This window comes from Actinomyces sp. HMT897 (assembly GCF_016626125.1).
In the GTDB taxonomy this organism is placed as follows: domain Bacteria; phylum Actinomycetota; class Actinomycetes; order Actinomycetales; family Actinomycetaceae; genus Actinomyces.
In genome coordinates this window covers 1,811,366-1,834,781 of the sequence record NZ_CP067336.1, presented here as the reverse complement: position 1 = coordinate 1,834,781, position 23,416 = coordinate 1,811,366, and the positions used below count along the sequence as shown (strand labels likewise).

The window sequence follows — 23,416 nt, the reverse complement described above, 5'->3', positions numbered from 1 at the left end:
CCGCCCGCGGGTAGTTGAAGAAGCGACGCCGCCGTCCGGCGCCGGGCCCCTTGGCGTCCTTGCCGCCCCGGGGTGGTCGCCCGGAGGCCCCGGGCTTCTTCTTGGTCTTCCTGACAGCGGGCTCGACCGCCGCCGCCTGGGCCAGCTTGCCCGGGCGCCGGGATCCAGGCGCATTGCTTCCAGCCACGTGGTCCTCGTTTCCGTCGATTGGGGCTGCGGGGCGAGGGCCGCCCACCCCCGTTTCCACCACCAGTATCACCATAGGAACCACCGGGACCGGTAGCGGACACGTCACAGCCCCCCAGGCGCCGAGAGTCGCGTCACACTGCACGCCGGATGGCTCCCAACGGCACTAGATCGATCTAGTCTTGTCCGGCATCCACCCCTTCCCAGGATCATACCCACCTACAAGGAGCACCATGAGCACCATCCGTGTCGGGATCGTCGGCGTCGGAAACTGCGCCTCCTCCCTCGTCCAGGGCGTCACCTACTACCGTGACGCCAAGGCCACCGACACCGTCCCGGGCCTCATGCACGTGGACTTCGGCGGCTACCACGTGCGCGACCTGGACTTCGTGGCGGCCTTCGACGTCGACGCCGCCAAGGTGGGCCTCGACCTGGCCGATGCCATCAACGCCTCACAGAACAACACCATCCACATCGCCGACGTCGCCCCCACCGGGGTGGTCGTCCAGCGCGGGGTGACCCTGGACGGCCTGGGGGACTACTACCGGGCCACCATCACCGAGTCCGACGCCGAGCCGGTCGACGTCGTGGCCGCCCTGAGGCAGGCGAAGGTGGACGTGCTCGTGTCCTACCTGCCGGTGGGCAGCGAGGAGGCCGCCCGCTTCTACGCCCAGTGCGCCATCGACGCCCACTGCGCCTTCATTAACTGCATGCCGGTGTTCATCGGCTCCACCCGGGAGTGGAGCGAGAAGTTCGCCGCCGCCGGGGTGCCGATCGTGGGTGACGACATCAAGAGCCAGCTCGGCGCCACCATCACCCACCGGGTGCTCGCACGCCTGTTCGAGGAGCGCGGCTGCGTGCTGGACCGCACCTACCAGCTCAATGTGGGCGGCAACATGGACTTCAAGAACATGCTCCAGAGGAGCCGCCTGGAGTCCAAGAAGATCTCCAAGACCAACGCCGTGCAGTCCAACCTGGCCCAGCGCCTGGACGACCGCGACGTGCACATCGGCCCCTCGGACCACGTGGCCTGGCTCGACGACCGCAAGTGGGCCTACGTGCGCCTGGAGGGCCGCAACTTCGGCGACGCCCCCATCTCCGTGGAGTACAAGCTGGAGGTGTGGGACTCGCCCAACTCCGCGGGCATCGTCATCGACGCCGTGCGCGCCGCCAAGATCGCCCTGGACCGGGGCATTGGCGGGGAGCTGCTGAGCGCCGCCTCCTACTTTATGAAGTCGCCCATGGAGCAGCGCCCCGACGAGGAGGCGCGCCGCAGCGTGGAGGAGTTCATCGCCGGGACCCGCGAGCGCTGAAGGCCCGGACCGCGGCGGGGCAGCCGGCCCAGTGGTCCAGGAGCCAACCCCGGCCTCGCGCCCGGCCCGGCTCCCTGTCGGCCCCGCCCCGAGGCTGGCCCCGATCGGCCCCGCCCCGGGGCCGCTCCCCGGGCTGACCCCGCCCCGGGGCTGGCCCTGCCCTGGGGCCGCTCCCGCCCGGCCCCGCGCCCCTGAGAGCCCGGGCTCACACGTCCTGCCACGCACCTGCCCGGGCCCGCCAGCGCGGACGCGACTACTGTGAGTCCCATGGAAGCCACTTCTGCTGCCAACGAGACCACCTCGCAGAACGCGGTCAGCTCCCCCGAGTACACCGCCGCCGCGATCGCCCTGCGCCTGCGCCTCCTGGGCCTGCCGGCCCCCCAGGGCACCGGTGACGCCGAGACCGACAGCCTCGTGGGCCCGATCCTCGCCCGCCAGCGCGAGCTCTCCCGCCGCCTGGCCCACCGCCCCTGCGCCGCCGACCACCGTGTCCAGCGCTTCCTGGACTCCTACCTGGAGGACGCGCCGGTGCGCCCCAGCCTGCCGCGCTCCACCTTCGTGCTGGACCAGAGCGGCCTGGCGCGCGCCCTGGCGCTGCCCGCCGACGCCACCAGCTTCCGCAGCGAGTACGTGGAGTCCTTCACGGTCCTCAACGGCGTCCTGCACAACCCGCGCAACGACCGCCGTACCACCGCCGGGGTCTTCCACGTGGCCACCGGGGGCCTGCCTATCCCGGACGACAAGATCGCCGTGCGCAAGGACGTGTTCGCCCGCCTGCTTGACGCCGCCCTCCGCCCCCCGCAGGACCTGCTGACCCTGCCCTGGACGGCTACCGCCCCCACCCCGGCCCACTGTTTCGTCTCCCTGCTGCTGCGCCCCGTCGTCGTCCCGGCCGTGCCCGGGTTCTGCGGTGAGCGCTCCATGGAGATCCGGTTCATCGCCCCTGGCGGCCTGGTGGCCAACCTGGACTTCGTCGAGGGGATCTTCGGCAACGGCGGCGACCCCTACCTGCCGGAGAACGACGCCTCCCTGGCCCCGGAGTCCTGGACCGGGCACACCGGCTGCGTCATCCTGGCCCCCCACCTGACCCGCCTGACCAAGAAGGAGCTGGGCCTGCCGTCCTGGGAGGACGCCAGCGAGCGGGAGCGCCGCGACGGGCAGTGCTTCAAGGACGAGGCCGAGCTGTACAACAACGGCAAGGCCTTCAAGGTCTGCGCCCGTGACGAGCGGGGCGTCATCGTCACCGTCATCGCCGACAACTACTTCGGCTACTGCAAGAAGGAGGTCAAGACCCAGATCGGGTACTCGGCCAACCTCTTCGGCTGCGTGGAGGAGGAGCACTCCGGCGGGGCCCAGGCCTTCCCCCGCTACAACCTGGGCCAGGAGTACGTGGACACCCACTCCCCCGACTGGGCCAGCGTGGAGCACGTCCTGGCGCTCAACCCGGGCGTGTTCACCCCCGCGGGCGACGGCTCGGCCGTGTGCGCCGCCGACCCGAGCATCGTCATGGTGCCGGCGGGCGCCAGGTACTCCATGCGCACCCAGACGGTCAGCTGGGAGCTGGCCCAGGGGGAGGGGACCCGGAGCGTGTCCATCCCGCTGCACGTGGACACCACCTACGTGACGCCGTCGGGCTACCGCATCCACGCCAAGCACCGCGAGGGCGACGCCACCCAGTGGCACCTGGTGGGCACCTCCCAGCGCGTCACCCAGGCGCACAAGCCCGCCACGGTCTCCGGCGGCGGCAAGTCGGAGATCTCCAAGTCGCTCCTGGACGCCTTCGTGTTCGGGGAGGCCTACGTCGCGGACGTGGACGCCGACCTCGACGCCGTGGCCGCCCTGCTGGAGCGCGACTACTCCCAGCGCTTCGCCGACCCGGCCCGGCGCGGCACCGACCACCGCCCGGTCCTGTCCCAGGAGCGGAGCCTGGGCAGCGTCATTAAGCTCCTGACGCCCTCGGAGAGGTACACGCAGGAGTACAACGCCTTCCTGGAGGCCATTCCCGCCCACGTCAAGGAGCTCCTGTTCTGGGTCAAGCGCTACTGGCAGCCCAGCTGGGGGCAGGACTGGCGCTCCCACTTCTCGGTGTCGGTCATTAACGGCCGCAAGGGCAACGCGCTGCGCCTGGACGGGGAGGTCCTCAAGGTCAATATGCTGCGCGTGGGCTTTGAGGACGACGGCGCCTGGCGCCTGCTGACCCTGCGCCCGGACTTCTCCCCGGCCGCCAAGGTGCAGACGGAGGACGACATTACGGCCTCCGTCGTGGTGCCCGGGGCGGCCCTGGCCGACCAGACCGGTGACGCAGTGCCCGCGGACGGGGCCGGCGCCCTTACCGCTGGCGCCCCCGCCAGCACCAGCGCCAGCGCTCCCGTCGGCAGCGCCAGCGCCGGCACCTCTGCCGTCGCGACGCCCCTGTCGCGCAAGGTGGTGGCCAACTGCGAGCGCCTGCTCTTCCAGCGCCCCGACGACGCCATCGTGCGCGGCTACGACAAGCAGACCGAGGCGGACATGTCGCGCCCCGGCACCTTTATCTCCAACTTCCAGCCGCTGACCCCCGCCGACGCCCGCGCCATGGTGGACGACGCCCCCGGCCTGTCCCGGTTCACCGAGCCCATGGCCGACCTGGTGCGCCAGGCCGCCGCCCTGCCCGACGCCGTCGACCCCTCCCGGGAGACCTACTGGGTCTCCAGCGCCAACCCGCGCCTGGTCAACGGCGTCCCCTCCAAGAACCCGCGCTACCTCCAGCTGCGGCCCGACGTCGCCGACCCGCGCGAGGCCGAGCTCGCCGACATCTCCAGCCACCTGTACCACGACCTCCCCCTGGACCGGCCCCTGGCCCGCACCGTGGACGTGGTGGCCGCAGGACGTCGCAACAACCCGCCCGAGGAGGGCGTGCCGGCCCTGTGCGCCTACAACCCGCTGCACTACATGGAGCTGCCCGAGCTGTTCATGGAGTTCATCTCCTCCATGACCGGCAAGTCCCCCTCCACCACGGGGGCCGGCAGCGAGGGGGCCCTGACCAAGGCGCCCTTCAACGCCCTGCCGGCCGTCTTCGACCTCAACGCCGCGCTGCTGTCCTACGCCCTGGGCGGCTACGACGGGTGGCTGTCCTCGGCGGGCTACATCGGCCCCAAGGTCAAGGTGGCCCACGACATCTCCCTGCTCGTGCCGGAGGTCTTCTCGCGTATGACGCCCCAGGAGCGCGACGCCGCCACCCTGATCCGGGACGGCTTCCTGGAGCGGATCGAGGACTTTGAGTACCAGGGCCGCACCGTCCAGGCCTCCCGTCTGGGCTACCGTATGAACGAGGCCTTTGCCTCCACGTACTTCGGTCGTATCTTCCTGCACCCGGACGTGCTGTTCACCGAGGAGATGCTGCGCCCCGAGCTGCAGGACCCGCAGGTGTTCGCCGACTCCGTGGACGTCATTGTCACCACCCACGAGGTGGTGGCCCGCAAGTACATGGCGGACGGCTCCATCGAGTGGGCGGCCCCGCCGGTGCGCGCCCTGCTGGAGATTATGGCCGAGGGCCGCTCCCGGGAGGGCTGGACCCTGACCAGCCCGGAGTTCCGCGCCCTGTTCGAGCGGGAGAACATCCTGTCCTCGTCCTGGTACGCCCAGCGGCTGGACGCCAAGGTCGCCCGGGACCTGGCCCAGGCCGACCTGGCCATTGCCGACCTCACCCGCTTCTCGACGGCGCAGGGCAACGAGGAGGTCATTGCCCGGCTGGACATTGAGGGACGCCTGGCCCGGGCGCGCGCCTGGCGCGACGAGGTCACCTCACCGGCCTACCGGGAGCAGCTGGTGGGCACCCTGGGCCTCCAGCCCAGCCTGGTGGAGCTGCGCTGAGACCGACGCCGGGCCCAGGTGCGCTGAGGGGACCCACGCCCCTGGTGCACCCGGGCCCGGCGGCTCGCCGCTCGCGTACTGAGGCGCAGCCGGCCCGGCGGGGCGCATCCCCGCGCCCTTAGCGCACCCCGGGCCCGCCGGCTCCCGGACAGACCCATGGGGTGTGTCACCTCACTGCGCACGTCGTCGCAGCCTCTGGTGGGATAGCAGGTATGCCTGCAACCAGACAGACAGCCCCACCCACGGGCTCCTACCACGCCTTCGTGGCCGACTCCTACCACCGGGACGCCGCCGCCATCGCCCGTGAGCTCGGCACCGACCCCGACCGGGGCCTGAGCGGCCCCGAGGCCGCCCGCCGCCTGGAGGCCGACGGCCCCAACGAGCTGCCCTCCTCCCCGCCGCCCCCCGCCTGGCGCCGCTTCCTGGAGCAGTTCGCCGACCCCCTGGTCTACCTCCTCCTGGCCGCCATCGTCATCTCCGTGATCGCCTGGATCCTGGAGGGGGCGCACGGGGTGCCCGTGGACGCCGTCGTGGTGGCCGCCGTCGTGGTCCTCAACGCGGTCCTGGGGTTCGTCCAGGAGAGCCGGGCGGCCGACGCCGTCGCCGCCCTGAGCGCCATGACCCGCGCCACATCCACGGTCCTGCGTGACGGCGCCCGCGTGGAGGTCCCCAGCGCCGACCTGGTGGTGGGCGACGTCCTGCTCCTAGGCGAGGGCGACCAGGTGGGGGCCGACGCCCGCCTGGTGAGCGCCGCCTCCCTGCGCGTCATTGAGTCCTCCCTGACCGGTGAGGCCGACGCCGTAAGCAAGTCCTCGGCCGCCGTCGCCCCCGACGCGGTCCTGGCCGAGCGCACCGGCAACGTCTACCGCGGCACCTCCGTGGCCCAGGGCACCGGCCGCGCCGTGGTCACCGCCACGGGCGCCGACACCGAGATGGGGGCCATTGCCGCCATGCTCGACGCCGCCCCGGACACCCCCACCCCGCTGAGCCGGGAGATCGCCCAGATCTCCAAGATGCTGGGGGTGGTCGTGGTGGTCATCGCGGTGGTCGTGGTGGGCACCCTGCTGGCCCTGAGCCCCACCCACGAGGCCGACACCATTATCGACGCCCTCCTGCTGGGGGTCTCCCTGGCGGTGGCGGCCGTGCCCGAGGGGCTGCCCGCGATCCTGTCGGTGGTCCTGGCCCTGGGCGTGCAGCGCATGGCCCTGCACCAGGCCGTGGTCAAGAAGCTCACCAGCGTGGAGACCCTGGGGTCGGCGTCGGTCATCTGCTCGGACAAGACCGGGACCCTGACCAAGTCGGAGATGACCATCCAGGAGGTCGTCACCGCCTCGGGCTCCATGGTGGTCACCGGTATCGGCTACGCCCCCGAGGGGGACGTGGCCCCCGACGCGGACCGGGACGGCCGCCCCGACGTCGAGCCCCTGTCCGACGCCCTGCGTGACGAGGTGACCGTGGTCCTCTCCGGGGGCGCCATGGCCTCGGACGCCCAGCTGTCCCAGGAGGACGGGGTGTGGCGGGTGCTGGGCGACCCCACCGAGGGCGCCTTCCTGGTGGCCGAGCGCAAGCTGGGGACCGAGGGCTCCCGCCAGGGCCGCTTCACCCGGATCGGTGAGGTGCCCTTCACCTCCGAGCGCAAGCTCATGAGCGTGGTCTACGCCGACGCCGCCCACGACACCACCGTCATGCTCTCCAAGGGCGCCCCGGACGTGCTCCTGGAGCGCTGCACCCACGTGCGCGTGGACGGCGTCGCCCAGGAGCTGACCCCGGGCCTGCGTGAGCACTTCACGGCCGAGATCACGGGCATGTCCTCGCGGGCCCTGCGCACCCTGGCGGTGGCCTACCGGGACCTGTCGGACGACGAGGTGGCGGCCGCCCGGGCCGGGGGCGAGGGGGACGAGGACCGGTTCGACCAGGTGGAGAAGGGGCTGACCCTGGCCGGTGTGGTCGGCATTATCGACCCCCCGCGCCCGGAGGCGGCCGACGCCGTCGCCGAGGCCCACCGGGCGGGCGTGCGCGTGCTCATGATCACCGGCGACCACCCCGCCACGGCCGGGCGCATCGCCACCGACCTGGGGATCGTGGGGCCGGGCGCCCGGGTGCTCACCGGCCGTGAGCTCTCCAGCATGGACGCCCCCGCCCTGCGCGCCGCCGTGCGCGAGGTGAGCGTGTACGCGCGCGTGGCCCCCGAGCACAAGATGCGGATCGTCTCAGCCCTCCAGGCCCAGGGGCACACCGTGTCCATGACGGGCGACGGCGTCAACGACGCCCCCGCCCTGCGCGCCGCCGACATCGGCGTGGCCATGGGCGTCACCGGCACCCAGGTGACCAAGGAGGCCGCCACCATGGTCCTGGCGGACGACAACTTCGCCACCATTGTGGCGGCGATCCGCGAGGGGCGCCGGATCTTCGACAACATTAAGAAGTTCCTGCGCTACCTGCTGTCGTCCAACATGGGCGAGGTCATGACCGTCTTCGGCGGGGTGGTCCTGGCCGGGGTCATCGGCCTGTCGGAGCACGCCAGCGGCTCCGGCGTCGTCCTGCCCCTGGTGGCCACCCAGATCCTGTGGATCAACCTGGTCACCGACTCCGCCCCGGCCCTGGCCATGGGCGTGGACCCCAGCGTGGAGGACGTCATGGCGCGCCCGCCGCGCCGCCCCACCGACCGCGTGGTGGACGGCTCCATGTGGGGCGGCATCCTGCTGATCGGCCTGGTCATGGGCGCGGCGGTGCTGGCCACCATTGACCTGTTCCTGCCCGGCGGGCTCATTGAGACGTCTCTGTCCAACGACTCCCTGATAACGGCGCGCACGGCGGGCTTCACCACCCTGGTCCTGGCCCAGCTGTTCAACACGGTCAACTCCCGCTCGGAGAGCGTCAGCGCCTTCAGGAACCTGTTCGTCAACAGGTGGCTGTGGGGGTCGATCGCCCTGGGTGTGGTGCTACAGGTGGCGGTGGTGGAGGTACCCCTCCTCCAGGCGGCCTTCTCCACGACGTCGCTGGACCTGACCCACTGGGTGGTCTGCGTGGCCATGGCCTCCCTGGTGCTGTGGGTCGACGAGGCGCGCAAGCTCGTCCACCGCGCCCGACGCCGCTAGCCCCGCCCTCTCTCCCCCCTTCTCCTCCCCGCCTCTCTCCGCGAGAACGGTACTTATTCCTCGCGAGAACGGTACTTGTTCGCCGCGAGAACGGTACTTGTTCGCTGTGAGAACGGTACTTATTGCTCGTGAGAACGGGTGCTGTTCGTGACCGTGGCCGCCGCTCCCGGTCCTCTTCGGGTACACCGCCCCCGGAGAGGACCGCTGGCGGCGCCTAACCCGCACGGCGGCTGCGGATACTGGTGGTCAGTCGCCGCTCGGTGGCGATCCCTACGCACACGGCGGCGCCCAGAGCACTGGCGCCCTCTACCCGCACGGCGGCACACAGTCCGCGCCGTACCCGCCCCGGGCGATGGCCGACGTCGTCATGTCGGTGACACAGCGCACCAGCCCGCCCCGGGTAGTGAGCCCCCACCCGTACAGTGACCCGGGTACAGAGCGGTGTACGGGAACCGGGGAGTCGTCCCCTGACCTACGCTGACAGCGAGCCACCGGAACCCGGAGCAGGGCAGCCCCTGTCCCAAGGCCCTAGACCGCGGCAGACCCAGACACCAGTCACCCCACAGTCACGAACAGCGCCCGTTCTCACGGCAAACAAGTACCGTTCTCACGACGAACAAGTACCGTTCTCACGAGCAATAAGTACCGTTCTCACGAGCAATAAGTACCGTTCTCACGAGCAATAAGTACCGTTCTCGCGACGAATAAGTACCGTTCTCGCGGGGGCTCGCGCGCCGCGGGGGCGGGGGCGGGGTGAGCGGGCCGCCTTACTCCTGCACGACCAGGCAGAAGGGGCGCATGGGGATCCCGGCGCCATTGCGCACCACCGTGGTGAACCAGCCTGACCAGGCGTAACGAATCTGGCTGCCCACCGGCACCGGGGCCCGGACGACCAGGCGGTCACCCTCCACGTGGCCGCGAGCGCGCAGCCTGGGCACCCCCGACGGCGGGTAGACGGTGAGCTCCACGACGCCGGGGCCCCCATCCACCCACGAAGAGTCCCGACGCCCGGCAGCAGCCCAGCGTCCGGCAGCAGCCCGACTCCCCGCAGCAGGCCAGCACCCAGCCAGGACGCCAGCCACCTGGCGGCCCAGGCCGCCGACCCGATCGGCATCGGCCACCGGCCCCTGACCACGACCATGGTCAAACACCATCTCCCGCCCACCACGACCAGCATCAGCCACCCACCCCGACCCACCACGATCAGGTCCAACCACCGGCCCCTGACCACCACGACCAGCATCGACCACCAGCCCCTGGCCGTGGTCGACCTCAATAACCACCTGCCTGCCGCGGCGCACGGCCCGCCGCGCCACCGGGGCGTCGGCGTCCACGTCCTGGTCGTAGACGTGCCGCAGCGCCAGGAGGGTGAGCCGCTCGGCCACGGGCCGCTTGCGCTTGGGGTGGATGTCCCAGCGCATGCCGCCGTCGCCGTTGGTGGCCAGCCACACGCCCGGGACGGTGTCGGCCACCTGCGCCTGGGCCGCCCGGATGAGGGGGAAGGCGTCGCCCGAGGTGCCCAGCCACTCCTGGAGGGGCGCCAGCTCGACGGCCAGGAAGGGCAGGTCCTCCCCCCAGGCCTGGCGCCAGGAGGAGACGACGGCACCCATGACGTCGGCGTAGGCCTGGGGGTGCGGCCAGTCGGACTCCCCCTGGTACCACAGCAGGCCGCGGGCGGTGTACCCGGCGACCTGGCTGACCATGGTCTCGAACAGGCCCCCGGGGCGGCCGGGGTGGGCGGGACCCAGCGGCAGGGGCGTGAGGTACCGGAAGGTGGGGGTGATGAGGCGCTGGGCCAGGCGCGAGTAGCCCGGGTACATCATCCTGACGAACCGGGGGTCCGCGAAGGGCCGGGACAGGTCGATCATCCGCGAGCGGCGCGCGGCGGCCAGGTGGGCGTGCGGCGTGGTGCGCGCGGCGGCCTGCTCGTACTCGGTGAGCCACACCTGCGCACCTGTGCCCCGCAGGCTCTGCGCGGGGCACCAGGTGGTGCCGGGGGTCCCGCCCCAGGTGCAGCCGATGACGCCGACCGGCACCCCCAGGCGCCGCGACAGCCCTGTGGCCAGGAAGTAGGGGACGGCGGAGAACCAGGGGAGGTCCTCGTAGGTGGCGGTGCGCCAGTGGCTGAAGGCGGAGTAGTCGTGCTCCTCCAGCTGGCCCAGGTAGCAGGTCTTGGCCACGTCCAGGAAACGCACGTCAGGGTCGGGTGCCAGGGCGCTCAGGGCCTCGTACTCCGCGTCAAAGCCCAGGAGGTACTCCATATTGGACTGCCCGCCCGCGACCCAGACCTCCCCCACGGCCACGTCCTCGCACAAGACGCTCATCTCCCCGTCCGACACCCACAGCCGCAGCCTGCGTGCCGCCTCCTGGGGCTCCAGCACGGTCTCCCAGCGTCCTGCCGCGTCGCTCCTCCCGACGGCGCCGGCCAGCACCTGCTCCGTGGCGTCCTGGCCGGCCAGCAGGCTCACCTCGATGTCGGCCCCGGGTGAGGCACGCCCCCAGACCCGGACCGGCCTGCCCTGCTGGAGGACCAGGTGGTCGGTGAAGGGGGTGGCAAGGGTCAGGGCGCTGGTCATACAGGCTCCTGTGATCGAGCTCGGCGGGTCGGATCCCCAGGTTAGCGTCGTCACACCTCAAGAGGGGGACCCGCGCCGTCGTGCCTGCGGAGTGCGTGCGGACACGACAGGACCTGGTCGCGAGGGGTGAAGGACGGGCCGCCTGTCGTGTATCCCGACGCAGATCTAGGTTGCCTATGCGATATCGCAAGTAATTCCTCGACCGTCCGCCGCCCCAGATCCCCGCACGTGTCGCAATCTGAGGATCAGAGGCGACCCCACCCCGCTCCCACCTTTGTACACCCAATGTCCACGCAGGTCAGAGGCCTGGACCTCGGCGTGGTCAAGGGTGCCCTCCGTTCTGATCCTCAGATTGCGACAGAACCGGGTGCCACCTCCACCGCGGCCGTGAATACCAGCGAGGTCGGGAACGGTCCGTGCAGGTATCCAGGGACCACGGCCGCCAGGACGCCATCCGGGCCCGTGCCAGCCGCGCCGCTCAGCACCCACAGGGACCTTAAGGAGGGGTGGGGCCTCATGCCACCATCCACCCCGCACCCCCACCCCGTCTCCCGTAGGCTCGTAGCATGACCGACACGGCACCAGCACCCGAGGCGGCGCCCACGCCGCCCACCTCCCCGGTGGGAATCCCCCGGATCGGGGTGACGCCCACGACCACCCCCGAGCCCAGGCAGCCCGCCCCGCGCTCCAGCACGCTCCTGGTGGACGCGGCCCCACGGCGCACCCACCGTGCCGAGGATCTCCTGGACCTGGGCCTGGCGGTCCTGGGGATCGCGTCCCTGGTGGTCCTGTCGATCTACGCCAGCTCCACCACCAGGGCGGTGACCAACGACGTCCAGAACGTCCTGACCGGCGTGCTCGGCAGGATCCTGGTCCTGCCCATCCAGACCATTGAGGGCCTGGTGACCTTCGTCGTGCCTATGGCGGTACTCATCGAGTGCCTCCTGAGGCGCTCCTGGCGCAGCGCCGGGGAGTCGGCCGCCGCCGCCGCCATCGGCTTCGCCTCGGGCAACCTGGTCCTGCGGATGATCAACACCTGGGGGCCGGACTCCCTGGTGCGCGGGCTGACGGTCGCCGTCAGCGGCCACAGCCGGGTCGGTATCTCGGTGATCTTCTCCGGGCTGGCCGCCCTGCTGACCATGGCCGGGGAACGGCGCAGCTCACCGGTGGTGCGCTACTCCTGGGTGGCCCTGTGGACGATCACCACCCTGTCGGTCCTGCGGGGCGCCATACCGCTGGCCGGGGTCCTCATCTCCGTGCTCCTGGGGCGGGGGATCGGCCTGGCCCTGCGCTACGTCTTCGGGGTACGCGACGAGCGGGCCTTCGGGATCGCCTTCATCCGGGCCCTGCGCCGGGCCGGGATCGACGCCGCCCGGGTGGTACGCCTCGACGTCGCCCCCGACGTCCGGGCCTGGAGGGTCACCACCCAGAGCCCCCTGGGCTACACCGAGCAGGTCCGGGAGGCGCCCCTGATCATCCCCCGGGCCACGCCGGAGGAGCCCCTGGGCCCGGGGGCGCAGGACGACTCCCCCCGCCCGGACGAGGACGGCCAGGACGCCGCCGGGGACACGGAGTCCACGGAGCCCGCGGAGACCATCGTTCCCGACCCGCAGGTGGACCTGGACGCCGTCCTGACCGAGGCCTCCTCCACCGCGCTGTCCCAGGAGGCCCTGTCCGACCACCGCCTCTACGCCGTGTGGGACACCAGCGGCATCCGCCGCGACGTCACCGTCCTGGACGCCGACCGGCAGGTGGCCGGGTTCGTGTCCACCCTGTGGGACCGTATGCGTATCCGCGGCCTGGCCCCCAGCAGCCGGGACATGTCGGTGCGCTCGGCGGCCGAGCACACCGCCCTCATGACCCTGTCGGCCCGACGCGCCAACGTCCGCGTCCCCGGCCTGACGGGAATGGCCGAGTCCGGGGAGTCCATGCTCATGGTCAGCGACCACATCGTGGGCGCCCGCCCCCTGGGCGAGGTCACGCCCACCTCGGGCCTCCTGGACGACCTGTGGGAGCAGGTGCGCCGCGCCCACGCCGCCGGGCTGGCGCACCGGGCCATTGACGCCACCTCCACGGTGGTGGACGTCTCCGGCCGCGTCTGGCTCCTGGACTGGGAGGACGGGGAGACCATCTCCAGTGAGCTCTCCCGGCGCATGGACCTGGCCCAGACCCTGGCGCTGACGGCCTCCGTGGCGGGCGTGGAGGAGGCGATCGCCTCGGCCTCCCGGGCGCTGACGACGGCGCAGGTCGCCTCCATCGCCCCCATGCTCCAGGCGGTGGTGCTGCCCCGTTCCACGCGCGAGGCCATGGGACGACGCGGCACGCTCCTCCAGGAGCTGCGTGACGCCCTGGTGACCCTGACCCCGACGGCGCACGCCGAGCCCGCCAAGGTCCAGCGCTTCAGCCCGCGCACGGTCATTATGGCGGTCATTGGCATGGTGGCGATCTGGACGCTGCTGGCCCAGATGAACTTCGAGCAGGTCAGCGCCGCCGTGCAGGACGCGAACCTGTGGTGGATCCTGGGGGCGCTGGTCTTCTCCCTGACCACCTACCTGGGGGCGGGCCTGGCCCTGGTGGCCTTCTCCCCGTTGCGTCTGAGCGTGTGGCGCTGCACCGAGGTGCACCTGGCCTCCTCGGTGGTGAGCCTGGTGGCCCCGGCGGGCATGGGCGGTGCGGCCGTCAACCTGCGCTACCTCAACCGGCAGGGCGTGAGCACGGCCATTGGCGTGGCCACCGTCGCCCTGGTGCAGGTGGTCCAGTTCGCGGTGACCGCGATCCTGCTGGTCGTGGTGGCGGCGGCCACCGGGCAGTCGGCCACCCTGTCACTGCCCTCGGGCTGGATCATGGTGTCCGCCGTCGTCCTGGTGGCGGTGGCGGGGGTCGTGGGCCTGGTGCCACGGCTGCGTTCCTGGGTGTGGTCCAAGCTGGAGCCGACCTACCGCCAGGTCTGGCCGCGTCTGGTGTGGGTGCTGACCAACCCGGCCCGGCTGGTCGTGGGGATCGGCGGCACCATGCTGCTGACCGCCTTCTACATCCTGTCCTTCGCGGCGAGCCTGTGGGCCTTCGGCTACACCCTGCCGTTTTCCGTCCTGGCTATCACCTACCTGGCCTCCAACACGGTGGGCTCGGTGGTGCCCTCCCCCGGCGGCATCGGCCCGGTCGAGGTGGCGCTGACGGCGGGCCTGGTGGCCGCGGGCATCCCCTCGGGTGTGGCGCTGTCTACGGCGATCGTCTACCGGGTGGTCACCTTCTGGATCCCCATCCCGGCGGGGTGGCTGAGCCTCCAGCGCCTCCAGAAGGCCGGGGACCTGTAGGGCGGGGCCTGACCGGAGTCACAAGCGCCCTCCTCAACACTCCCACCACCCAGCTAGACACTTTTGCTCCCCTCCTTGACACTCTCACTGGCCTCCTCAACACTTCTGGAGCCCTCCTCGACACAATCTGTGCCCAGCTAGACACTTTTCCTGGCCTCCTTGACACTTCTGCCGCCCTCCTCGACACTTCTTGGCATGGTCCTTGACACCAACGACCTCACCGAGGCCCTTGCTCAGCTCGACCAGGAGGGTGGGGACAACCTCCACCTGGAGGCCAAGACCTTCTCCGAGTACTCCTCGTCCTCCATCGCCCCCACGCTGAGCGCCTTCGCCAACCTGCCCGGGGGCGGCACGATCCTCCTGGGTGTCACGGAGAAGCCGCTGAACGTCGTCGGGGTCAGCCACCCACACGAACTCGCCAAGCGTGTGAGCAACCTGGCACGCAACGGCTTCTCCTCCCCCATAGGCGTAGACGTCCGCACAATCAGGCTCGGGTCCCTGACGGTGCTGGCGGTCAACGTCCGTGAGTCCTCTGACAGGGACAAGCCCTGCCGCTGGCGTGAGACCAAGTACGCCTACCTGCGTCAGTACGACGGCGACTACCGCATGTCCTCCCAGGAGCAGCAGCAGCTCCTGCTACGCCACACCCGTCCGCGCGAGGACTCCCACAGCGTCGCCGCGACCGGGAAGGAGGACCTCGACGCGGGGCTGGTCGCCACCTTCGTGGGCAACGTCCGCCGGGGCAGCACCGCCCTGGCCAACGCGACCGAGGAGGACATCCTCCTCAACCTCAACGTCGTCACCAAGGACGGCACCCTCACCCGCGCGGGCCTGTACGCGCTCGGCACCTACCCGCAGCGTTTCCTGCCGGCGCTGTCCATTACGGCGGCGTACCTACCCGGCCCTGAGGAGGTCGACGGCGTCCGCGCCACCGACCGCCTGGACATCACCGGCCCGGTGCCCGCCATGCTGGACGCGGCCGTCAGCTGGGTGGACCGCGTGGCCGACCGCACCATCAGGTTCCGTCACGGTCACGGCTACGACCAGGCGGAGTACCCCTCCCTGGTCGTCCGCGAGCTGGTGGCCAACGCCTTGGTCCACCGCGACATCTCCGAGCCCGCCCTGACCAAGAGGGTTGAGATCCGCCTGCTGCGTGACAAGCTGGTCATTGGCAGCCCTGGAGGCCTGTACGGCCTGAGCGTGGACCAGCTCGGCACCCGTGACGGCAAGTCCGCGGTCAACGAGTACCTCTACCAGATCTGCACCTTTGTCTCAGCCCCTGACGGCCATCGCGTCATCGAGGGCCTCGGCTCAGGAATCCGTGCCGCCCAGCAGGCGCTGGCCGCCGCCGACATGGAGCCTGTCAGGTTCCAGGACACCGGTGTGCGGTTCACCGCGAACGTGCCACGCGCGGCCCTCCTGCTCCCCCAGGATCTGGAGTGGCTGGGCGAGCTGGGTGCCCAGGACCTCACCGTCCCCCAGCGCCACGCCCTGGTGGACATGCGGCACGGGACCACCTGGACGAACGCCGGCTACCGGCAGCGCTTTGGTGTGGACACCGTGCGGGCCCGGCAGGATCTCCACACGCTCGTCTCCCGTGGCTACGCCGTGCAGACAGGGAGCCGAGGCTCCACGGCCTACTCCCTCGCGGCCCAGTCCCCTGGCCCGGACCAGCCCACTGGCCCGGCCGTCGGCAGCCCGGCCCAGGAGGGGGTTCCCGCCAAGACGACGCCGGAGGCCCTGCGCAGGCTGAGCAGGAACGCCCCGGCCATCTGGGATGTGCTGGCGGACGGCCCCGCCAGCACATCCCAGGTGGTGGCCGCCACCGGCCTGAGCGCACGCCAGGTGTCCTACGCACTCAAGGCACTGCGGGACGCCGGGCTGGTGGTCGTCAACGGCAGACCGGGCTCACGTACCACCAGCTTCGCCCGCCACGACGCGGCAGCTGACGCCAGCCCCGACCAGCCACGCGACCTCGACCGCGCGGCCCTAGCCTGACCGCGCGGCCTGACCAGAGCGGCCTGACCGGGGCGGCCCGTCTGCCTGACCGGGGCGGCCCCCCAGCCTGACCTGACCACGCGGCCTGACCCGCCGGTGACCTGAGCGTCACCACCGGCCGCCCGGGCTACCATATGCGCAGGTGGGCCCCGCGGACCGGTGCCCAGCCCTTCCTGACGTCAACGGAGACATAATGCGTGCACTACGCAAGCCCGCGCCCGGCCCCGGCCTGGAGCTCCAGGACGTCCCCGAGCCCACGCCCGGCTTCGGGGAGGTCAAGATCCGGGTCATGCGCACCGGCCTGTGCGGTACCGACCTGCACCTGGCCGGCTGGGACGACTTCGCGGCCGCCGAGCTCCATCCGCCCCAGACCCTGGGCCACGAGTTCTACGGCGAGATCGTCGAGCTCGGCCCCGGGGTGGGCAGCTCCCTGGACGGCGCCACCTCAGGCACCCTGTCCGTGGGCCAGCGGGTGAGCGTGGAGGGGCACGTCACCTGCGGGCGCTGCCGCAACTGCCGGGCGGGACGACGTCAGATGTGCCAGGCCGTCAGCTCCATCGGCGTCAACCGCGACGGCGCCTTCGCCGACTACGTGGTGGTGCCCGCCGGGAACGTGTGGCTGCAGGGAGCGGAGATCGACCCGGACCTGGGCGCCCTGTTCGACCCCTTCGGCAACGCCGTCCACACCACCCTCCAGTTCCCCCTGGCCGGGGAGGACGTACTGGTCACCGGCGCCGGCCCCATCGGCATTATGTGCGCGGCCCTGGCCAGCCACGCCGGGGCCCGCAACGTGGTCCTCACCGACGTCTCCGACTACCGCCTGTCCCTGGCCAGCTCCCTGGGCACACCCCGCCTGACCACGGTCAACACCACCGAACGGGGCCTGGAGGAGGTCAAGGGCGACCTGAGCATCCGGGAGGGCTTCGACGTCGGCCTGGAGATCTCCGGGGCGCCCGAGGCGGTGCGGAGCATGCTGCGGGCGTGCACCCACGGGGCCCGGATCGCCATGTTGGGCCTGCCCAAGACCTCCTACGCGATCGACTGGGGCTGGGTCATCACCCACATGCTCACCATCCAGGGCGTCTACGGCCGGGAGATGTTCGACACCTGGTACAAGGCCTCCTTCATGCTGGAGTCCTCCCCCACCCTGCGTGACGCCGTACGCGGCGTCATTACCCACCGCTTCCCGGCAGACCAGTGGGAGCAGGGCTTTGAGGCCGCCCGCAGCGGGCGGTGCGGCAAGGTCGTCCTGGACTGGACCGTCTGACAAGGAGATTCACCGTGTACACCATGAGGAACGAGCTGGCCCAGGAGCTGGAGGGCATTCGCGCCGACGGCCTGTACAAGGACGAGCGGGTCATGACCACCCCTCAGTCCGGGCACATTGCCACCACCACCGGCCCTGCCCTCAACTTCTGCGCCAACAACTACCTGGGCCTGGCCAATGACTCCCGCGTGGTGGCGGCGGCCAAGGAGGCACTGGACCAGTGGGGGTTCGGTATGAGCTCGGTGCGCTTTATCTGCGGCACCCAGTCCCCGCACCGCACCCTGGAGCGGGCGATCGCCAACTGGTTGGGCTACCAGGACACCATCCTGTTCTCTTCCTGCTTCGACGCCAACGGAGCCATCTTCGACGTGCTGCTGACCAGCCAGGACGCCATTATCTCCGACGAGCTCAACCACGCCTCCATTATCGACGGGGTGCGCCTGTGCAAGGCGCGGCGCTACCGGTACCGCAACGCCGACGTCTCCGACCTGCGCGCCCAGCTGACGGCTGCCCGCCAGTGGGGGGCACGACGGGTCATGATCGTCACCGACGGGGTCTTCTCCATGGACGGCTCCTACGCGCCCCTGCCGCACATCTGCGACCTGGCGGAGACCTACGGGGCGCTGGTCATGGTGGACGACTCCCACGCCACCGGCTTCGTGGGGGCCGGCGGGCGCGGTACACCCGAGCTGCTCGGGGTGGAGGGGCGCGTGGACGTCCTGAGCGGGACCCTGGGCAAGGCCCTGGGCGGGGCGAGCGGCGGCTACATCACCGGCCCGCAGGAGATCGTTGACCTTCTGCGCCAGCGCGCCCGCCCCTACCTGTTCTCCAACACGGTGGCACCCGCCGTGGTGGGGGGCTCCCTGCGGGCCCTGGAGATCGCGCGGGAGGCCGACCAGGCGCGCGCCGACCTGGCCCAGCGCGCCGCCCTGTTCCGCGACCTCATGGACCAGGCCGACTTCAGCCTGCTGCCTGGCAGCCACCCCATTGTGGCGGTCATGTTCCCCGGGGAGGACGGCGCCCGCCAGGCGGTGGCGGTGGCCAGGCGCATGCTGGAGCTGGGCGTGTACGTCACGGCCTTCTCCTTCCCGGTGGTGCCGCGCGGTAAGGCCCGGATCCGGGTCCAGCTCAGCGCCGCGCACAGCGAGGCGGACGTGCGCGCCTGCGTGGCGGCCTTTGTCCAGGCGCGCGAGGAGCTGGGCCGCTGAGCGGCAGCCGGGCGGCACCGGCCGGGCCCGCGTACCCGGGCGCCAGCTCTGCCCCGCGTACCGGGGGCTGCCCGAAGGGCGCCCGCGCGTACCCGGGCGCCGTTGCCACCCGCTCCCACGGGGGCGGGTGGCGGGCGGTCAGCCGACGTCGGCCTCACCGGAGAGGTGCCAGGTGTCATTGGCCCAGGGGAAGACCACCTCGAAGAGGAGGAGCACCACGGCAGCGGTCAGGACGAGGGCCTCAATGGTCCTGAACCAGACGGGGCCGGGCAGGTGCCTCCAGATCCATCCGTACATGTCAGTTGACCTCCGGGTCGTTGAGGACGGAGTCGGGCCGGCCCTCGGAGCGCGGCATCCAGTAGGAGAACTTGGCGTGGACGATCCACCGGTGGTCGTTACCCCACTCGCCCATGCTCAGGGAGTGGCAGGTGGTCATGGTCAGGTAGCGCTCGGTGGGCTGGGCATCGGGGTCGTCCGGGACCGGGGAGAGGACCTCGACCTGGTGGGGTTCGACGATCTCGTAGTTCTCCACGGTGTAGACGTACCACGTGTCCTGGGTGGCCACGACGACCTCGTCGCCGGGCTCGAGCAGGTCGATCCGGCGGAAGGAGTTGCCGTTGGTGCGGCGGTGCGCGGCAATGGCGAAGTTGCCGACCTCCCCTACCTGCTGGGTGTCGGTGTAGTGCCCGGCTGCCGCCTGGTCCAGGACGTCCTCACCGGTCCCCTCGATAACCGGCATATTGTTGTTCGTCACGCCGTACCACTTGGGCACAATGAGCATCCCGATGGCCTGGCCGTAGTCGACCTGGGTGAAGGCCGGGGGGGCGTCGGTGTGCTTGGTCCCGGCGACCTTGGGGGAGTCGACCTGGGTCTGGGTGAACTGCTCCTTGACGGCCTGCGCCTTCTCGTGGGCGGCGATACCGGTCCACCACAGCTGCCACACCAGGAACAGGGCGATCACCAGGCCGGAGGTAATAAGGAGCTCTCCGATACCACCCAGGACCATGCTGAGCGGTCCAGGACGGTGCGGACGCCGCTGGTGGCGGGGGTGTGCCATCTAGTCTCCTGGTGTTGCGAGTGTCTTGTGCAGTCTATGAGCTTGTAGGCGTGGCAGGAACCCGGTGACGATGCCCTAGGCTAGGCGCTAGCGCCAGTCAACCGACTTCCCCTGTCGGGAACATCCCAAGCGAGGAGGACCACATGGCCCTGCGGAAGAAGACCAGCCCGAGGCCGGACACCAACCAGGCCCCCGACTCCGAGGAGCCCACCTCCACGGGTGAGGGCTCCGGGGCCCAGGACGAGGACCCCGCACAGGGTTCCGAGGGTGGGGGTAAGGGATCTCAGGGTAAGGGTAAGGATGGTAAGGAGCCTGCCACTGAGGACCCCCAGGACGAGGTGTCGTCCAAGAAGGCCTCCAAGGCCTCGGAGCCCACGAGCTCCGAGAAGGAGTCCGGCTCCGGGAAGGAGTCCAAGGACTCCAAGTCCAAGGACTCCAAGAAGGAGAAGGGCTCGGCCTCCGGCTCCAGCCGCCTGGTGCGTTTCGGCAAGCGGGCCAAGGAAGAGGACAGGAAGCGCCTGGCCCGGCTCAAGCGCTCCGGGAACCCCGCCAAGGTGGCGGCGGCGCTGGAGGAGGAGTCACGGGCGGCGGCCAACCGGGTGTCCCGCACGCCCCGGAAGATCAAGGACGTGGGCAGCCCCCGCTGGTACGCGCCGGCCATGGTGACCCTGCTGATCACGGGCCTGCTGTGGGTCGTGGTCACCTACCTGTTCAAGGGCCAGTACCCGATCCCCTACTTCGTGGCGCACCACCAGACTGACTGGCTGGTCAACGGCAACCTGTACGTCGGCTTCGTCATTATGATGGCCGGCTTCCTGGGCCTGCTGAACTGGAAGTGACGGGCACCGCCCAGGGGTGTCCAGCGGCGCGGCGTCGGCCCACCGCCCGGGTACGCGGGCACAGGTGCGCCAGCCGGATGACGCGGCGGGGCCCCGGTGCGGGACCCCGCCAACGCCCGGCCAGGGCTCAGGCCTCAGCGGGAGCGGGCTCGGCCTCCTCCTCTTCCTCGGAGTCGGCCCAGTACTCCTCGGCCCACGGGTCCTCCACCGGCTGCGAACGCTTCCAGACGACGTAGGCGGCGCCGGCCGCGACGGTGGCGACGGTCAGCCAGCCGAGGGTCCTGCCCAGGGTGCACTTCTTCATGGGTCCTCCTAGAGATTCTTCGCGGCACCCGGTGCGGGGACCGGGGCCGATGGCGACTCGAACGGTGCGTACGCATCCGTGCGACCTGTCCCTATCCTCCCACCGACGTGCAACGGCGGACCAACCTTGTCGTCGGCGTTTTGCCTGGGGTGAACAGTGCGGTGGCACCTACCGCAGTCCCGGTCCGCGGTGTCCCGCCCATGCGACGATGACAGCATGGAAGCGACACTTCACACGACCCTCGGCGACATCCGCCTCACGCTCTTTCCCGAGCAGGCGCCCCAGACAGTCGCGAACTTCACCGGCCTGGCCACCGGTAAGACCACCTGGACGGACCCCCGTACAGGCGAGGAGACCAAGGCCCCGCTGTACGACGGTGTCATCTTCCACAGGGTTATCCCCAACTTCATGATCCAGGGCGGCGACCCCCTAGGCACCGGTACCGGCGGCCCCGGCTACGTCTTCGACGACGAGATCGACGACTCCCTGACCTTCTCCGCGCCCTACGTCCTGGCCATGGCCAACGCCGGCCGGCGCCTGGGCAAGGGCACCAACGGCTCCCAGTTCTTTATCACCACGGCCCGCACCGAGTGGCTCCAGGGCAAGCACACCATCTTCGGGGCCGTGGCCGACGACGCCTCCAAGCAGGTCGTGGACGCGATCTCGGCGGTGGCCACCGACCCGCGTGACCGCCCCCTGGAGGACGTCGTCATTAACTCCGTGACGGTCACCGAGTGAGACCGCCTCGGGTATGAGACCAGACGGCGTCGTCGGGCACCCGCGAGTGCTCAGCGACGCCGTCCGCGTCCCGCCGGGCCTGGCGGGCACCGTCCCACTGGCCCTGCGAGCCTTACGGTCCACCCTCCCGCGAGCTACCGGGTACCGTCCCACCGGATACCACCCAGCGAGCCACCGTCCCGCCGGGCCTGCCAGGTTCGCCAGCCCAGCGAGCCACCGTCCCACCGGGCCTGTCAGCTCTACCAGGCACCGTCCCACCAGGCACCACCCAGCGAGCCACCGGACCCGGCTCGTCAGACAGGGCCCAGCAGGCTCCCCCGGCCGGACGCCACCGCTGCCGGCTGGCCCGAAAGGCCCCGACCCACAGCCCCCGATCCCTGTTCACAGCGACCTCCAGCGACAAGGCTGAGCCATGACCCAGCAGTACCCCTCCAGCTCCTCGGGGGCGGACCACCAGGCCGACCCGCCGGTCTGCCCCCGCCACCCCCAGCGTGTCTCCTACGTGCGGTGCCAGCGCTGCAACCGCCCGGTGTGCCCCGAGTGCCAGGTCCCCAGCCCGGTGGGGGTGCGCTGCGTGGACTGCACCCACCAGACGGGTGGTCGCGGGACCCGGACCGTCCTGGGGGGCCAGCCGATCAGTGACGTGCGCGTCACCACCTTGCTCATGGCGGTGTGCATCGTCGTCTGGATCCTTCAGAGCCTTCCCCTGCGGTCCCACCTCATGAACCCGGTGACGGCCTGGGGGGACTTCGTGCCCGCCCTCGCCGCGCAGGAGCCCTGGCGGTTCCTGACCACGGCGTTCCTCCACGGCGGGTTCATGCACCTGGCGTTCAATATGTACGCCCTGTGGGTGCTGGGCGGGATCCTGGAGCCGCTGCTGGGACGCTGCCGGTTCACGGCCCTGTACGTGCTCTCCGCCCTGGGCGGCTCGACGGCTATCTACTGGCTGGCCTCCCCGCAGGTGCTGTCGGCGTGGTTCAGCCAGACCGTGGGCGCCTCGGGGGCGATCTTCGGGCTGTTCGCGGCCCTGTTCGTCATCCAGCGGCACCTGGGGCGGGACACCTCGGGGATTGTGGCCCTGCTGGCGGTGAACGTGGTCATATCCTTCCTGGGCAGCGGCATCTCCTGGCAGGGGCACCTGGGCGGGCTGCTGACCGGCGCCGCCGTGGCAGCGGTCTACAGCCTGGATCTTCGTTGCCAGCGTACGACTGCGGGCATTATGGGGATTATCGGCGTCACCGCGACACTGGTGGGGCTCATTATCCTGCGCATGGCGCTGGTCTGAGCCTGGGCCTGGCACCGGTCTGAGGGCGTGGCGCTGGTCTGAGCCGGGGCCTGCGCGCGGCGCTGGTCTGAGGGCGCGGGATCCTGCCGGTGCAGTCCCCGGTGCACAGGCACCCGCGTGCACCGGGGTGCCCTGACAGCCATCCCCGGGCCCGGTTTGCCCGACGATCGCACGAGTTCTTGCAGTCTGCGCGCCCCAACAGAGCCGACGACGTCGAGCAGGATGCCAGGCACGCCCACCTCGCAGACACCTCGCCACCACCCCTCCCGTACGCACTTGCCTCCTACGCCGCACCTGCGCCCAGCAGGGCAGGACCGACACAGCCTCGGCTACACGGCCTCGGCAGGCGTCGCACCCGCGCCCAGCACGCCTGCGCGCGGCCCT

The 23,416-nt window shown here is 70.9% G+C and carries 14 protein-coding genes; 10 read left to right on the top strand and 4 right to left on the bottom strand.

The annotated features are described in order from the left end of the window. Window positions 1–419: 419 nt before the first annotated feature. From JJJ15_RS07245 to JJJ15_RS07235, 3 genes are all read left to right on the top strand, one after another. A complete protein-coding gene (locus tag JJJ15_RS07245) occupies window positions 420–1,499 on the top strand; it encodes an inositol-3-phosphate synthase (protein WP_106110089.1) in 1,080 nt (359 codons plus the stop codon). A gap of 267 nt (window positions 1,500–1,766) precedes the next feature. Further along, window positions 1,767–5,348, top strand: coding sequence for a hypothetical protein (locus JJJ15_RS07240; RefSeq protein WP_246741956.1), 3,582 nt, complete (start codon window positions 1,767–1,769; stop codon window positions 5,346–5,348). Between the two features lie 212 nt (window positions 5,349–5,560). Then, window positions 5,561–8,446 carry a cation-translocating P-type ATPase gene (locus JJJ15_RS07235; RefSeq protein ID WP_200510298.1) on the top strand — a complete coding sequence of 962 codons (2,886 nt, stop codon included), beginning with the start codon at window positions 5,561–5,563 and terminating at the stop codon, window positions 8,444–8,446. 767 nt (window positions 8,447–9,213) lie between these two features. Here the strand turns inward: JJJ15_RS07235 and JJJ15_RS07230 are convergent. Then, window positions 9,214–11,022 (bottom strand): sialate O-acetylesterase, encoded by a 1,809-nt coding sequence (locus JJJ15_RS07230; RefSeq protein WP_200510297.1) that lies wholly within the window; start codon window positions 11,020–11,022, stop codon window positions 9,214–9,216. Window positions 11,023–11,588: 566 nt separating this feature from the next. Between JJJ15_RS07230 and JJJ15_RS07225 the strand changes: the two genes are divergently transcribed. From JJJ15_RS07225 to JJJ15_RS07210, 4 genes are all read left to right on the top strand, one after another. After that, entirely contained in the window at window positions 11,589–14,336 is a 2,748-nt protein-coding gene (locus tag JJJ15_RS07225; RefSeq protein ID WP_200510296.1) for a lysylphosphatidylglycerol synthase transmembrane domain-containing protein, read from the top strand. Between the two features lie 195 nt (window positions 14,337–14,531). Beyond that, window positions 14,532–16,334, top strand: coding sequence for an RNA-binding domain-containing protein (locus JJJ15_RS07220; RefSeq protein ID WP_200510295.1), 1,803 nt, complete (start codon window positions 14,532–14,534; stop codon window positions 16,332–16,334). A gap of 193 nt (window positions 16,335–16,527) precedes the next feature. After that, window positions 16,528–17,601 carry an L-threonine 3-dehydrogenase gene (gene tdh, locus JJJ15_RS07215; RefSeq protein ID WP_200510294.1) on the top strand — a complete coding sequence of 358 codons (1,074 nt, stop codon included), beginning with the start codon at window positions 16,528–16,530 and terminating at the stop codon, window positions 17,599–17,601. A gap of 14 nt (window positions 17,602–17,615) precedes the next feature. Next, entirely contained in the window at window positions 17,616–18,809 is a 1,194-nt protein-coding gene (locus JJJ15_RS07210; RefSeq protein ID WP_200510293.1) for a glycine C-acetyltransferase, read from the top strand. Between the two features lie 138 nt (window positions 18,810–18,947). On the opposite strand, the gene JJJ15_RS07205 is transcribed toward JJJ15_RS07210, so the two are convergent. Together JJJ15_RS07205 and JJJ15_RS07200 are read right to left on the bottom strand one after the other, a co-directional pair. Then, entirely contained in the window at window positions 18,948–19,106 is a 159-nt protein-coding gene (locus tag JJJ15_RS07205) for a hypothetical protein (RefSeq protein WP_165271630.1), read from the bottom strand. A gap of 1 nt (window position 19,107) precedes the next feature. Beyond that, complete coding sequence (locus JJJ15_RS07200) at window positions 19,108–19,866, bottom strand: class E sortase (protein ID WP_200510292.1); 759 nt, start codon at window positions 19,864–19,866, stop codon at window positions 19,108–19,110. Between the two features lie 143 nt (window positions 19,867–20,009). On the opposite strand from JJJ15_RS07200, the gene JJJ15_RS07195 reads away from it, so the two are divergent. Then, complete coding sequence (locus JJJ15_RS07195; RefSeq protein WP_200510291.1) at window positions 20,010–20,705, top strand: cell division protein CrgA; 696 nt, start codon at window positions 20,010–20,012, stop codon at window positions 20,703–20,705. Window positions 20,706–20,832: 127 nt separating this feature from the next. Here the strand turns inward: JJJ15_RS07195 and JJJ15_RS07190 are convergent, their stop codons facing one another. Further along, window positions 20,833–21,009, bottom strand: a complete 177-nt coding sequence (locus JJJ15_RS07190; RefSeq protein WP_165271552.1) for a hypothetical protein — start codon at window positions 21,007–21,009, stop codon at window positions 20,833–20,835. 216 nt (window positions 21,010–21,225) lie between these two features. Here JJJ15_RS07190 and JJJ15_RS07185 point away from each other — a divergent pair, with 216 nt between their 5' ends. Next, window positions 21,226–21,747: a peptidylprolyl isomerase gene (locus JJJ15_RS07185; protein ID WP_106110080.1), complete on the top strand. Its 522-nt coding sequence runs from the start codon at window positions 21,226–21,228 to the stop codon at window positions 21,745–21,747. Between the two features lie 412 nt (window positions 21,748–22,159). Beyond that, window positions 22,160–23,032: a rhomboid family intramembrane serine protease gene (locus JJJ15_RS07180; RefSeq protein ID WP_200510290.1), complete on the top strand. Its 873-nt coding sequence runs from the start codon at window positions 22,160–22,162 to the stop codon at window positions 23,030–23,032. Window positions 23,033–23,416: the final 384 nt, after the last annotated feature.